The sequence below is a fragment of the Pseudoalteromonas sp. P1-16-1b genome (assembly GCF_001401785.1).
GTDB classification, from domain to species: domain Bacteria; phylum Pseudomonadota; class Gammaproteobacteria; order Enterobacterales; family Alteromonadaceae; genus Pseudoalteromonas; species Pseudoalteromonas undina.
Window position 1 is genome coordinate 53,343 of record NZ_LKGQ01000002.1, and the last position, 13,446, is coordinate 66,788.

12 protein-coding genes are annotated in these 13,446 nt (G+C 41.4%); 4 read left to right on the top strand and 8 right to left on the bottom strand.

What is annotated here, in order from left to right; translation table 11 throughout:
• Window positions 1-8 precede the first annotated feature (8 nt).
• Window positions 9-893, top strand: coding sequence for a heme o synthase (cyoE, locus tag AN392_RS01655; RefSeq protein ID WP_008465480.1), 885 nt, complete (start codon window positions 9-11; stop codon window positions 891-893).
• Window positions 894-972: 79 nt separating this feature from the next.
• Here cyoE and AN392_RS01660 read toward each other — a convergent pair whose 3' ends face one another.
• Both AN392_RS01660 and AN392_RS01665 read right to left on the bottom strand, forming a co-directional pair.
• On the bottom strand, window positions 973-1,560 hold the full coding sequence (locus AN392_RS01660; protein ID WP_055011638.1) for an FMN-binding negative transcriptional regulator: 588 nt from the start codon (window positions 1,558-1,560) through the stop codon (window positions 973-975).
• Window positions 1,560-2,135, bottom strand: a complete 576-nt coding sequence (locus AN392_RS01665; protein ID WP_055011639.1) for a GNAT family N-acetyltransferase — start codon at window positions 2,133-2,135, stop codon at window positions 1,560-1,562. Before AN392_RS01665 ends, AN392_RS01660 begins: the two co-directional genes overlap by 1 nt.
• A 106-nt stretch (window positions 2,136-2,241) precedes the next feature.
• Here AN392_RS01665 and AN392_RS01670 point away from each other — a divergent pair, with 106 nt between their 5' ends.
• Window positions 2,242-3,705, top strand: a complete 1,464-nt coding sequence (locus AN392_RS01670; protein ID WP_055011640.1) for a PLP-dependent aminotransferase family protein — start codon at window positions 2,242-2,244, stop codon at window positions 3,703-3,705.
• A gap of 3 nt (window positions 3,706-3,708) precedes the next feature.
• On the opposite strand, the gene AN392_RS01675 is transcribed toward AN392_RS01670, so the two are convergent.
• The 4 genes from AN392_RS01675 to AN392_RS01690 all read right to left on the bottom strand — a co-directional run bounded on the left by AN392_RS01675 (window position 3,709) and on the right by AN392_RS01690 (window position 9,831).
• A complete protein-coding gene (locus AN392_RS01675; RefSeq protein WP_055011764.1) occupies window positions 3,709-4,386 on the bottom strand; it encodes a hypothetical protein in 678 nt (225 codons plus the stop codon).
• Window positions 4,387-4,521: 135 nt separating this feature from the next.
• Window positions 4,522-6,474 (bottom strand): phytase, encoded by a 1,953-nt coding sequence (locus tag AN392_RS01680; protein WP_055011641.1) that lies wholly within the window; start codon window positions 6,472-6,474, stop codon window positions 4,522-4,524.
• An 11-nt stretch (window positions 6,475-6,485) separates the two neighbouring features.
• Window positions 6,486-7,460, bottom strand: a complete 975-nt coding sequence (locus AN392_RS01685; RefSeq protein WP_055011642.1) for a metallophosphoesterase — start codon at window positions 7,458-7,460, stop codon at window positions 6,486-6,488.
• A 64-nt stretch (window positions 7,461-7,524) separates the two neighbouring features.
• Window positions 7,525-9,831 carry a TonB-dependent siderophore receptor gene (locus AN392_RS01690; RefSeq protein ID WP_055011643.1) on the bottom strand — a complete coding sequence of 769 codons (2,307 nt, stop codon included), beginning with the start codon at window positions 9,829-9,831 and terminating at the stop codon, window positions 7,525-7,527.
• A 286-nt stretch (window positions 9,832-10,117) separates the two neighbouring features.
• Between AN392_RS01690 and AN392_RS01695 the strand changes: the two genes are divergently transcribed.
• Both AN392_RS01695 and AN392_RS01700 read left to right on the top strand, forming a co-directional pair.
• Window positions 10,118-11,026, top strand: coding sequence for a GGDEF domain-containing protein (locus AN392_RS01695; RefSeq protein ID WP_010391112.1), 909 nt, complete (start codon window positions 10,118-10,120; stop codon window positions 11,024-11,026).
• On the top strand, window positions 11,010-12,008 hold the full coding sequence (locus tag AN392_RS01700; protein WP_055011644.1) for an AraC family transcriptional regulator ligand-binding domain-containing protein: 999 nt from the start codon (window positions 11,010-11,012) through the stop codon (window positions 12,006-12,008). The genes AN392_RS01695 and AN392_RS01700 overlap by 17 nt, the downstream gene beginning before the upstream one ends.
• Here the strand turns inward: AN392_RS01700 and AN392_RS01705 are convergent, their stop codons facing one another.
• Complete coding sequence (locus AN392_RS01705) at window positions 12,009-12,917, bottom strand: histone deacetylase (protein ID WP_055011645.1); 909 nt, start codon at window positions 12,915-12,917, stop codon at window positions 12,009-12,011. It abuts the gene before it with no gap.
• Between the two features lie 57 nt (window positions 12,918-12,974).
• Window positions 12,975-13,337 (bottom strand): PilZ domain-containing protein, encoded by a 363-nt coding sequence (locus AN392_RS01710; RefSeq protein ID WP_054202042.1) that lies wholly within the window; start codon window positions 13,335-13,337, stop codon window positions 12,975-12,977.
• Window positions 13,338-13,446 lie beyond the last annotated feature (109 nt).

Consider the following 13,446-nt stretch of genomic DNA (forward strand, 5'->3'; position numbering starts at 1 on the left):
GGTTTCAGATGTTTCGTCGTTATTTAGCTGTTACTAAGCCAGGTATTATTATGGGGAATTTGATCAGCGTTGCCGGTGGTTTTTTACTCGCCGCCCGCGGTGATATAGACCCATGGTTAATGTTGGTTACCTTGGTTGGTTTATCGCTTGTTGTTGCATCGGGATGTGCCATAAACAATGTTATTGATAGAGACATTGATGTTGCCATGGCGCGCACTCGCTCACGTGTGACTGTAACGGGTGAAATGTCTGCAAAAGCCGCTTTAAGCCATGGCGTGTTATTAGGGCTAATTGGCTTTGGCTTATTAATCGCCTTTACCACTCAAGCGGCGGTATTTTTTGCCGCCTTTGGCTATGTTATCTATGTAGGGGTTTATAGCCTCTACATGAAACGCAACTCTGTTTACGGCACGTTTATTGGTAGTCTGTCGGGCGCAGTTCCACCTGTTGTTGGCTATTGCGCCGTTACGGGTGTGTTCGATATAGGCGCATTAATACTGCTGGTGATGTTTAGTTTGTGGCAAATGCCGCATTCATATGCGATTGCTATTTTTCGCTTTAAGGATTACCAAGCCGCTAATATTCCAGTATTACCCGTGGCGCAAGGTGTTGATAAAGCTAAGCGCCATATTGTGCTTTATATTGCAGTATATGCCTTAGTAGTGATGTTATTGCCAATTAGTGGTTATACCGGTGCTGCCTTTATGGCCGTTGCCTGTATCACCAGTTTTTGGTGGTTACTCATGGCACTTAGAGGGTATCGCTACAACATAGACACCACCCGTTGGGCACGCCAAGTGTTTGCGTTCTCAATTATTAATATTACCGCTTTGAGTATTGCCATGGCGGTAGATTATCAAACAATTGCGCCACAGTTAGTGGCGCTAAACTGATCTTATCTGATCAATGAACCGAGTTAATTCCCAAAGTTAACCAAAGGCTCTGAGCATTGCGAGGAGCCTTTTTTCATTCCTAAAACAAGGCCGCTATTGAGTGCTTATTGGCATCTACCAGACTTTGTTTTATTTTATTTCTTGTAGCGGCTGATTTATTTTGACTGAGTTTGAAGTTACCTTGCCAGTGAATTGGCGTAAGCTCTATAAAACTGAGGTGCTGATACATTGTATTGCGATGCTGCTCAGGCACTTCATCAATTTTCCACTCAGGCTCAAATGTTTTCTCAAAATGACTAGTAAGGGTTCGCATTACGAGATCTTTTTTTAGCTCATCTTTAATAATATGTACTTTTGCAGTCACTAACACCGATGCGTAAAGCCAGCTAGGCAATGTTTGATTATCCGCATAGGAGGGTGATAAATAGCAATTGTCACTATTAAAGAGTAAATTCACCTGTTTATTATCAAGCTTTGATAGTGGATTATGCTTTGCTACATGTGCAATAAACATATTTTCTAAGGAGTTGAATAACATAGGTACATGACAAATTTTATTTAATTGACTATTTGAGCAGGGCATAAAAATTGTTGCTAATGGAAAGTTATTAATAAGCGCATGCAATTGCTCGGTGTTTTTTTGCATAAAGTGCTCGGGTGGGTACATTATAATTGCTCCTCAAGTCGTAGCTTTATAGCTGCCCATTGTTCGTCAATAATGCTGAATTTTGCGGTGTTGCGATATGAACCATCTTCTAGGCGTCGGTCTTTTTGGGCGATTCCTTCAAACTTAGCGCCTAAACGGGCAATTGCATTGCGTGATTGTTGATTGTGCTCATGGGTATTAAAGCTAATCCGTACTAAATTAAGTTGATTAAATGCATATCTCAGAAGTAAATATTTTGCATGCGTATTTACGTATGTTCGCTGTGCAGTGAAGCTAATAAAAGTATGGCCAATTTCAGCGCTTAAGTTGTTACTGTCTAACCTAAATAAACGGGTTGTGCCAACAACTTGCTGTGAATGTTTATCAATAATGGCAAAAACCACTTGCTCGTTTTGATTAAACTGCGCGCTATGTGTAAACCATTGCTCCAACTTAACTTGGGTTTGTGTGTAATTACTTAATACCCACTGCCAAACTTGTGGGTGTTTACCTGCTTGATATAGACCCTCGAGATGTTTGAGTTTAAGTGGCTCTAAGGCAACCTTGTTGGTTTGATGAATTTGCGTTGTGAACATTATAAGCCCCATATTTTGCTATTTATTCATAACAAATGTACGCTTTATTGGTTTATTAAAAACAACCAAAATTTAATTTTTACCTATACCAGTTTGGAAGGTGTTTATGCAGCCACTTAATATAAAGCTCACTAGCCAGAGTAAAGCTAAATACCTGCAAATAGCAGATGCACTTAGGGAGTCGATTATAAAAGGGGACATTCTCGCTGGCAGCAAACTCTGCTCTGCGCGCGATATGGCACAAGCATACGGATTAAACCGTCATACAATAATGAATGCCCTACAACTTCTTGTCGCAGAAGGATGGTTGGAATCCTATGAACGATCAGGCTACAGCGTTACCAATACATTGCCTATTCAAAACAGTATAAACACTGCCCAGTCTCAAGCATTGGATCCTAAGCCGTATCGATTTGCTACCACGCTTACGGTGTCAGAACCTATAATGGACTTAAATCACTATGCTTATAACTTTGCTGGAGGCTTACCCGATTTAACACGCTTTCCCTATAAAGAATTTAAACGCTCTGTAAGTCATGTGTTTAATCATTTAGATACCAGCCAATTTCACTATGGTAATGTGGCTGGGGAGCCTAATTTAAAATCGCAAATTAGTCATTATTTACACAAAGCACGAAACCTAAAAACAGCCGATATTCTTATGTGTAATGGCTCTCAAGAAGCGCTTTTTTTAGTATCAAAAGCCTTTATTAATAAAGGCGATTATGTTGCAACCGAAACCTTAGGTTACCCGCCTGCTCGTAAAGCATTTGCAGCATGTGGCGCGCAGCTTATAGATATAAAACAAGATGATGAAGGGTTGTGTGTTGATGATTTTAAAACTCAGCTCGAACGCTATCCCATTAAACTTCTGTATTTAACGCCACTGCATCAATACCCAACGACTGTGACCTTATCACCCACCCGGCGCTTACAAATTTATCAACTGTGTTATGCCCATAATGTGATGATTATTGAAGATGACTACGACCATGAATTTCACTACCGTTGCCAGCCTTTGCAACCCATGGCTGCCGATGACCCCGCAGGCATTGTGATATATCTATCAACGTTTTCAAAAATTATGTTTTCAGCAGCAAGGATTGGCTATATCTGTGCAGCGCTTGGGGTAATCGCACAATTAACCGCATGGAAGCAGCTAATGAACCATAAAAATGATGTGATTATGCAATTAGCTGTCGCACACTGGATGAAAGAAGGTGGTTTTGAACGCCATTTAAAGCGTATGACAAAGCTCTATAAGCAGCGCTATGAAGCGATGGGTGATTATCTAACGCAGCTGCAATTATCAGGCTATCCAATTGAATATATAAAACCCGACGGTGGCATGGCGATGTGGGTTAATTTAAATAAACCGGTGGACCAATTAAAGCAAGTACTGCAAAGTAAAGGCGTGTATGTACAGGTTGAGCCTGAATTTTACTTTAAAGGTTCAGAACGCAGCTTAATACCTAAGCAACACAGTTATGTACGTTTAGGATTTGCTGGGCAATCAACTTTGGCGATGCAAGCTGGACTTGAATTGATTGCTGAACACGTTTTCAAATAAAGCTTATTTGCTTAAGCTTTCAGCATCATAAAACATCGGTTTCAATGTGCCACAATTTATAAATTTATAATTGAGCTCACCAGCAGAGGGCACTTCAGTTGAGGTGCGAAACTTTTGTAAACAGGCACCACTTAAATCAACAAACATAATATGATGATAGCTTGGTGGTTGAGTTATTTGGTGAATGTAAATACGCTCGTTATTTTTTAGCGTAACCATGTCGTACTGTTGCCATTTTGAGGCTGGGCTTAAATCAGTTAGCTCACGAGTAAATAACTGCTCGCTAAGCTCTATTAATTTATCGCTGTAAACTAAGCTACCTCCTTGTCTATAATCTCCAAGATACACATCTGCGGTAATTGCGACTTCTTCGCCTCGCATTAAGCGTTGAATATTAAACGGCTTTGATTTTACTGTAACTAACTCAGCATCACGTACTAAATCTAAAAATGGAATATCAGATACATCTACCTTGTACATAACATGCATATCAAAGGGAAGCTCAAAGCTTGGAATGTTAATGGCGTATACACTTGAGCCTTTATTAACCAATACCATGGCATGCTCTGCTTCATATTTGGGGTTTAATGGCGGAAGTTCTGGTGGCTCTTCGGCATTAGCAAGCGAGCTGGTACAAAATACAATGCTGATAAATAAAGATACGAAGTAGGGTAGCCGCATAATAACCTCAATTAATTTATAGATATAAAGTGTAGTATACATTTATAAAAAATTATCTTTAGTTAAATTTTAGTAAGGCTTAAACCTGATACACACTAAAGCTTTAGTGTGTATCAGTATATTTAGAGTTAGCTATTATTTAATTGCTTTTTTCACTTCTCGCCAGTCAATAACTTTAAAGTTTTGCGGTTGCAGTGGCATACGATTATAACCGTCTTGTACTATAAGCATACCCTCAGGATAACCTGGTAAAGCTTTTGCTGTAACGGTTAAACCGTCAGTTTCACCTACGCCATCTATACCTTTATCTAGGTTAGCAATCACATTAAACTTACCTGCAAAACTGAGGCTAGGCTGTGTATCATCTGAGATTTTGTAAAGCACATAGCTATTATCGCCTTGGCTTGATACCACTAAATAGCGCCCATCATTAGCATGATAAATTTCCATACCTTCTACATCTGCCACCAATTGTTCATTAACACTTTGTAGCTTTACTGCTTTGTTACCAGCGGTAGGCTCTGCGCCGATATACCAAATACCTGCATCTTCTTCACCTGCAAATAATTGGCCTAGTTTATCATCAGCACTACAGCCTTCAGGTTGGCTTGGTAGGGTAAACTCTCTAACCAGTTCACCGCTTAGGTTATCTTGATCACCAGTGAGTTTATACTGCTGGAATAAACCTGATTTATCATTAACAAACACGTAATGGCCAGAATCAGACGAATACATACACATACCGTAAATCTCAGGTAGGTTAGTGGCTATTTCTGTTACATGGTTTACTTTGTTTTCTCCATCAACAGTAAATACGCTAATACTGTTAAGCGTACGGTTGCTGGCAGTGATCCACGTATGGGTTTCGTTGTTTATACCTTGATGTTGGCGCACATCAACATTATTTAAACGCCCTATATTGAGCGACTGTACTTTGTTGCCAGCAAGGTCATAAACCATCAAGCCGCGGCGTTTATCTGTGCCTAAAATTAAGCTGTTTTTAGCGTCTTGCTCATTTATCCAAATTGCTGGGTCATCTGCTGCATCACCAAACGCTGCAACCGGTGTGGTTTGTGCGCTGGCATGAAGGTGAGTCATAGCAACTTTGCTATTTGAGACAGAAGTTTGCGCTGCGTAGTTAACGTTTGCTTGAATGTAAGCGCCGGTTTCATCATCAATCAAAACTAGCTGCGCTTGATTGTCATTAATAAAGCTTGCTGCAACAGACTCAATAGTGTACTCACCTGACAGTGACCATTGGCTAAGCGTGTCTGTTTGAGCTTGGTAAGCATAAACCATACTATCGTCAGTGGCGCTGAGCCATAAAGTACCGTCTTGTGATACTGATAGGGCACCAATCTCACTGTTTAATTCGCCGTATGGCTGTACTAAAGCCACAGGTTGCTTATTGGCATCTGATTCTGCATCAGCATTAATGGCCCACACTCCGAGCTCTGCCTCACCCACATACAGGGTTTTTGTGTCGTCATTTACTGCACAACCTGAAGCCTCAGTGACCGCAGAAAATTCACGTACTGCGATATTTTTAGCTTGGTTAGTTGCTAAATCATATATAACCGTTTCGCTGATCAAGCCGCGAACATCCGGCACAAACGCTGATACAGTCTCGGTATTGGTGTTTTTAAATAAACACACAGCATCTGGCTGGGCTTGAGGCGGACTAATACGAGTGAGTTCATTTAGCTGCCAAGTTTGGCCATTTTTCATAAGCTTAAAAATAGCAACGTTATCTTGGCTCTTATCCAGACTGGCGAGTAAAAATTGCTGCGCTGATAATTGTTTTAGTGAAATTGACTCAAAGTTACCGGCTAACAGCACACTGCTTTTCTCGTTATCGGCAAGTAATAAGCCCTGGCTTTCGCTCGCCATTAGCCATTGATTATTACCTAGCGCTGCTGCTTGTGAGCCTTGCATGTTTTGTTGTGGGCCAAATAACTTAGCCTCAACAGCCGGCTTTGCTATTTCTGTCGTGTTTTGGGTATCGTCATTACTTGTACAACCGCTAAGCGCAGTTACAAGCACAGCACTTGATAGCACCGCTGAAATTGTATTTAGTTTAAAGTTCATTATTTTATCCTTTACTTATCTATGTGCTTTTCAGTGTTAAAACGTACTTCACCAAGGTGATTAATCGCGCTTACACTGAGAGTTTCGCCATTGATAGAGATACTTAAAAAACCAGGTGTTGCTTCTGCGTAGCGGGTAAATTCACGTTGTTTTACAAACCGCGCTTCGCTGCCACCACCAGAGACAAAGTGAGCCACCTTGCTATTTTTTGGTTGGTTGTATTGCAAGTCGTGCTCGTGCCCTGCGATATAAGCATGCACATTATGACGCTCCAAAATAGGTTCTAAAATGTCGCGAAGCCCTTGGTTGCGGCCAAAGCGTTTACCACTTGAATAAAGCGGGTGATGGCCTACCACAATTTTCCATTTTGCGTTACTGCCAGCAAGTTGGGTTTCAAGCCAAGTAAGTTGGGTTTTATAGTCTTGTCCTTGGGTTGAACGGTATTTATCACGGTCTTTATATTCAGGCTGAATTGGGTTGGTATCTAAAAACACCATTAACACTTGCTCGTTGTTTTCAAGCGCAAATGTTTTACTGTAGTACCTTGCAGGTAACTGCCAACGTTGACTTTTTTCGGTGTAGTCAATTTGTGCTTGGGCATTACCCAAGTAATCGTGATTACCTAAAACAACATACCAATCTTCAAATGTGTGCGGGCCATGGTATATGTTCTCAAAGGCTGATTGCCAAAGAGGATCGTTCACACTTGCCACGCCATTTGGGTAAAAGTTATCGCCGGTCGAGACAATAAAATCGGCATCGGTTTGATACATAGCAATTTCTAGCTGATGAGCGACTTCTTTTTGGTAAAAGTGGCCGTTGTGTCCCCAATCACCAATAACCATAAAGTTAAGGCTATTAGGCAACGTAGTTAACTTAGCTATTTTTTGTTGTTGGTATAGCGCATCTTTATAAACAACAGGCTCGTCTGCACTAAGCGCTGATGAGCACAGTATCGCGGCCATTATGAAAGACAATTTAAACATGTTTTAACTCCAAAAAAGCACGCGATGGTTTGCCATTACGTGCTTAAAATGACAATACGTGTGATTAGAATGCGTAACGCAGCATTACTTGAATCACAGGGCCTGCTTCTTCCGATTCAAGCTCGTACTCATCAAAGGCACGATTGTTTTGATCATCAAGCGAGTCAAACTTATTGAAAACTTCGTCTTTGCTGGCATCCAGTAAGTTTGAACCTACAAGGCGTAGAGTGATGTCATCCCAGCGCTTTTCAACGAAAAGCTCTAAATCAGCACCGTAAGAGGTTGTCACTTCTTCACCCACGAAGCGTCCGTATGCATCACCTTGGTTACGGTACGTTGCCCCAAATGATGCGCGTAGTGTTGGTAAATCTTGGATAAAGCCAACGTTATAAACATAATCCGATTGGTCATTAAATTTGCGCTTACCAAAACTGTCTTCAACTTCACTGTCGAGCCAAGAGTAATTTAAGAAGATACCTGTATTAGGCATGTTCAAGGCGCTAAGTGGGGTTGATAAATCAAATTCAACACCTTGTACTGTGCCATCACCAGTATTTTGTGGTTGCAGTACAAATGTGCCTTCGCCTTCTGAGCCTTCAACACCGGTACTGGCAATTTCAATAAGGTCGCTAACGTCACGGTAAAATACGTTTACACCGACAACGCCACTTTTACCTAAACGGTATTCGTAACCTAAATCGATACCCCAAGATGATTCTGGTTTAAGACTTGGGTTGCCTAAAAAGTCATTATCAGCGAGCTCTTCTTCAAGTAGGGCGGGTGTCATGTAGTCAAAGTCAGGGCGACGTAAGCTGCGAGCAACAGAGGCGCTGACTCGTCCGTTATCACTGACGCTGTAACGAAAGTGAGCCGACGGTAAGAAAAAGTCATAATCATTTTCGGCAGTAACGCCTTCATTGGTATCGGTAATGCTTGAGTCAGTTGACTCCCAGCGCACCCCCATCTCCCATGAGAACACATCCGCTTCATGCTTGATTAGCGCAAATAAGTCAAAACGGTCTTCTTCAAGTTCATTAACACCGCCGTCTACTGGTTCAAATTCGTTATTAAATTGTGCTAATGACATTGGCGTCTCGCTAAATTGAGCCCATCCAGTCAGTGTTTGCTCACTTTCATCTTCAGCGACAAAAATGGCGGTATCGCGCTCTTTGCCTTGTACAAAAGCACCAAATTGAACTTCTTTCGAGTCACCTACCAGTAAGCTGTGCTGCCATTGTAATGACCACTCTTTATCATCGATATCAACGGTTTCTTCAGCTTCCTCAAACACCATTGGGAGCTCTGAAGTATCAAGCTCAACTTCTTGTTCGTAAACAGACTCTTCAAAGCTGGCATAACCTAACTTAAATTTGCTGGTACCGCCAAGTAGTGGTAATTCATAGCCAGAATTAATGTTGTAGTTGGTTTGATCAATAAACGAAACGTTTGCGTTATCTGAGATTAAATTACCACCCTCAACGACAGAGCCTGAGGTTGCAGTGGGGTCGTCGTATTCAAAAGAGCGCTCATCTTCGGTACGGTCGGTATCAACCCACATAGCGCTAATATCAAACTTGCCGCCGTTATCAAACACCTTTTCAAAGCTGGCATTTAATGATGTGTCATCGCCATCACGAGTATCAGATTGATCTTCACGGTTATCAAAATCGTCTGTTGCGTAATTAGGGTTATTTTCAGGGCTATCGCCATAACGTCTGCTTGATTTTTGTTTTGGGTTATAACGACCTTGTAAATTGGCACCTACGAGTAAACGGCCACCCGCAAACTCAGTGCCGTAAACGCTCGCAAAGCTTTCTTTTAGTTCGCCGTCATCGTAACGTAAGCCACCAGCGCGAATATAACCGCCGTCTAAGCTGTAGCCATCGCGTAGTACAATATTAAGTGTGCCTGCTATGGCATCGGCAGAGCGGTTGGCACTTGATGAACGAATTATTTCTACGCGCTCAATTAATTCTGCTGGAATGCGGTCAACAAAAAATGAGCGATCAGCACCTGCACCCGGTACTTCTTCGCCATTAATAAGTACTTTTGTGTAAGCAGGGCTCAAGCCACGCATACGTGCGCCGTCAGATTCCAGTACGTCAGATAAAAAAGTCACACTAGGAACACGCTTTAGTGCATCACCGGCGGTAAGTGGCTCAAAACGTTGAAAGTATTCTTGTGAGTATTCCAGCGTGGGCGCTAGTTCTTGCGAGCGGTTGCGATAACCAATCTCGCCGTATACCACAAGCTCTTCAGAAACCTTTACTTCAGGTTCCCTTGGCGATGTTTGTTCCTCTGCATTCACGCTAACACTAAATTGGCTCAGTGCTAATGCCGCCACAACAGCATTTAACTTAAATTGTTTCATTGATTTGCTCCGGTTGTCCTTGGTTTGGTGAGCAAACTAAAAAAAGTTAATGACGCTAATGTGACAGTTTTACAGTTAATTCCTGACAAAACGCCAACTTAGCGCTTTTTAAACAGACATTTGAGCTGTTTAAACACGGCTCCAGCGCACTAAAAATGGTTATTACTAGGTTAAATACCTAAAAACTTTAATCTCAATGTCATATCAATGAGCCAAAATGACTCTGCCTAATAAATCAGTACCGCGCTAGCATACGTAATAGTGTAAATCTTAGAAGACTTAAACAATGCGATATAACCCATTTACCAGCCATGCAAAATTAACCAACACCATAATTTTATTATTGGTTATTGCTGTAGCAATATGCGCTTACTTTGGCGAACTTAAGCAATGGCAAGAAATTGCGTGGCTCGATATTGTTGGTGAGGGCGGTATTGTGTTGATGACCCTCAGCTGGATAGTTGCGTTACTTATTTCACGCCCGCCAGGCAAAGTAACTACCTTATTAGTGTTAGGTTTAGGTTTGTTTATGTTCTCAGCCACACTCGATTTACTCGATGAGTGGTTAAAGCAACCTTCACAATTATGGCTCACCTGGTTTGAGTCACTGCCAGCGCCGTTTGGTATGTCGCTTACCAGCGCAGGGCTTTATTATTGGCATCAAGAGCAATTTGTTTTAAATCGTCAATTGCGTCGTCGTGAAGCGCATCTTCGCGAACATGAAAAAGTCTGTCCGGTAACAGGGTTATACCGAGTTAACTACTTACATTCACTCATGCAGCAACAACAAACAGAGCAGCAAGGCGGCACTTTAGGTGTTATTGATATTCGTGATTTTGCAAAGTTTAATGCGCAGTTTGGTTTTAGTGAAGGTGATAGGTTACTGCGAGAAATTAGTGATTTATTAGTAATGAATTGCCGTTTGAATGATGTGCTTTGTCGCTATGCCGGAGATTGCTTTATTGTGCTTATGCCGAATACCAGCCAAAGCCAAGCCAAAGAATTACTAGCGCAAATGAAAGCGGCGCTTAACCATTGTGCGTTTAAAGTCGCAAAAAGCAAAGGCGCACAGTTTCAGCATATTTTAACCGCCACCATGGCAATGGATTTAGCGCAAGATCCAGTGCAGCAAACCAGCCAGTTACATCAACAATTACAACAAGAAAAGGCCCTTGTAGGTGCAGCAGTATATTAGCCTAGATGATAAATACCTCAGCGCGGAGGGAATGATCACTGCGCTGGTGGAGCTTGCTCAAGGACGAGGGATCCCGCTGCATAAATTGCTGCGTGGTACGGGTATTTTTGAGCAAGATTTATATGATCTATCACAGCGCTTTAGTTTATCGCAGTTATTGGCTTTAATTAGCCAGTTTAAAGCCTTAATGAAGAGTAATGATAGTGGCTTTTTACTGGGTCATCAATTGGTTAATGACGTTAGCCCAGCAGTGCAAAGTGTGCGTTTAAGCCCCAGTTTAGGTATGGCTTTGAAGCAATTACAACAAATTAGTACCGTTATTGCCCCTTTATTATTTACCCGTAGGCATATATTTAAAGACGATTTATATCTGTACTTGCAACCGAGTATCGGTATGGACGAGTCATTAAAAAATTATTGTTTTGAAATATATAGCGCTGCGTTAATGAGCTTGCTAAAACGAGTATGTAATGTGTATCCACATTGTTATTTTGACTTTACTTGTAAACGCCCTCGGCATATTCAAGAATATGAGCAGCACTTAGGCTTACGAATACGGTTTGAACAACCCTATACCCGTTGGCACTTTAATAAACAACTACTTAAGTGCACAAACCCAGAGGCTAGTCAGCTTAGGTGGCAGCAGTGCATAGCGCAAAGTGAGTTACATAAGAATGTATCACAGTCTTTTGTTGAGGCTGTGTGCCAGCGCATTTACCGTGATAAAAACAACAGCCTTGCTAACAGTGCTGAGCATTTTGCCATGAGCTCTGCTACGTTTAAACGTAAGTTAAAACAACACGGTGTCAGTTACTCTCAATTACAAGATGAACAAAATAAACTTAAAGCTCTGCATTTACTGGGGGTGTGCCAGCAAGGTAATGAACGAGTGGCTGATCGGCTTGCATTTTATGATATTCCTAACTTTCGCCGAGCATTTAAGCGTTGGACCGGCATTACGCCAAGTCAGTTAAAAATATAATTAAAAACTAGCCGCTTGCTCTATAACAATGCCATGGCGCTTTGCTAGGCGCTGATGATCTCTGTCATAACCTCCACCAATCACAGTGGCAACAGGAGTATTATTTGCAAGGCAGCGTTTAAGCACTAAGTGATCGCGCTTTTCTATCCCTTGCCAACTAATATCCAGTTTGCCTAAGCCATCCTCTTGCCAAATATCAACGCCAGCATCGTATAAAACAAGATCCGGGTTAAGCTCGTTTAATAAAAATTGCAGCGTATCGTCAACAATACCTAAATATTCAGCGTCTTGCATATTATTAGCTAAACCAATATCTAAATCGCTAGGGGACTTTCTAAACGGGAAGTTTTTTTCACAGTGTATTGAACAGGTAAACGCATATGGTTGATGAGCCAGCATAGCTGCCGTGCCATCGCCTTGGTGAACATCTAAATCAAAAATCAGTACGTTGGTAACTTCCCGGTTTTGAATTAACGTTTGTGCGGTAAAAGCTAAATCGTTAACCATACAAAAACCCGAGCCAAAATCACTGTGGGCATGATGAGTGCCGCCTGCTAAATGGCACGCAAGTCCATTTTCAAGTGCTAAACGCGCGGTTTGCAGTGTTCCCAACGGAGCGGTAAATGTGCGGTTCATTAGTGCTTGTGACCAAGGCAAGCCAATACGGCGCATGGTTTTTTCATCTAGGCGGTTATGCCATAAATCGTGAATGTAGTTTTCACAATGTACTATTTCTAGCTCTTCTACACTACCATGTGGTGGTTCTGTGATATTACTGCCAGCAAGTCCAAGGGTTTTAACATGCTGGTGTAGCTGAGCAAATTTACTCATTACAAAGCGATGCTTGGGATCAAAACTAAACGAGTAGTTAGGATGATAAACTAAAGGTAGATTGGGGTTTAAACTCATATCTGCGTCGTTTAATTATTTTTGATTATGGTAATAAACTTCACGCAGTGCGTCTATTTATGTTTGGTGAATAAGCGTTTCAAGCTCGCGGTGTAATAATGTTTCATCAGCAAGGTTTAGCTCAACTAAACGCTTTAAATGCGTGATACTGTCTATATCAATACTATGGCACTTAAGACCAATATGGTTTTCTTCTATGTGACGAATAACCACCGGCATTTTTATTTCAATATCGCTTTGTGGCAAAGTAAAACGTAGTACTGCTTCGTCATTTTTGTTCCCAGTAAATGTATCGCTTTTAGTAATAAGCGCACCATGTAAAGAGATATCTAATAGAGTGCATTCATACTGGCTGCTAGCCATAACTAATTGCGCTGCAGTAGAGAACATAATACGAGAAAATTGCCGACGGTTTTGCATAATAATCTTATAAAGCTGTTATTTATAATAAGCATAGCTGGTAATGCCCAACACGCCAATTTGCTTAAAGATAAAAATAGCTCGCATAAAAAAGCCCCGCATTAAATGC

Excerpts from the sequence above, each read along its gene's own strand:
- AN392_RS01690 (WP_055011643.1), bottom strand. The coding sequence starts at position 9,831 with ATGAAACAATTTAAGTTAAATGCTGTTGTGGCGGCATTAGCACTGAGC.
- AN392_RS01670 (WP_055011640.1), top strand. The coding sequence starts at position 2,242 with ATGCAGCCACTTAATATAAAGCTCACTAGCCAGAGTAAAGCTAAATAC.
- AN392_RS01660 (WP_055011638.1), bottom strand. The coding sequence starts at position 1,560 with ATGTACCCACCCGAGCACTTTATGCAAAAAAACACCGAGCAATTGCAT.
- AN392_RS01675 (WP_055011764.1), bottom strand. The coding sequence starts at position 4,386 with ATGCGGCTACCCTACTTCGTATCTTTATTTATCAGCATTGTATTTTGT.
- AN392_RS01705 (WP_055011645.1), bottom strand. The coding sequence starts at position 12,917 with ATGAGTTTAAACCCCAATCTACCTTTAGTTTATCATCCTAACTACTCG.
- AN392_RS01695 (WP_010391112.1), top strand. The coding sequence starts at position 10,118 with ATGCGATATAACCCATTTACCAGCCATGCAAAATTAACCAACACCATA.
- cyoE (WP_008465480.1), top strand. The coding sequence starts at position 9 with ATGTTTCGTCGTTATTTAGCTGTTACTAAGCCAGGTATTATTATGGGG.
- AN392_RS01680 (WP_055011641.1), bottom strand. The coding sequence starts at position 6,474 with ATGAACTTTAAACTAAATACAATTTCAGCGGTGCTATCAAGTGCTGTG.
- AN392_RS01710 (WP_054202042.1), bottom strand. The coding sequence starts at position 13,337 with ATGCAAAACCGTCGGCAATTTTCTCGTATTATGTTCTCTACTGCAGCG.
- AN392_RS01665 (WP_055011639.1), bottom strand. The coding sequence starts at position 2,135 with ATGTTCACAACGCAAATTCATCAAACCAACAAGGTTGCCTTAGAGCCA.
- AN392_RS01685 (WP_055011642.1), bottom strand. The coding sequence starts at position 7,460 with ATGTTTAAATTGTCTTTCATAATGGCCGCGATACTGTGCTCATCAGCG.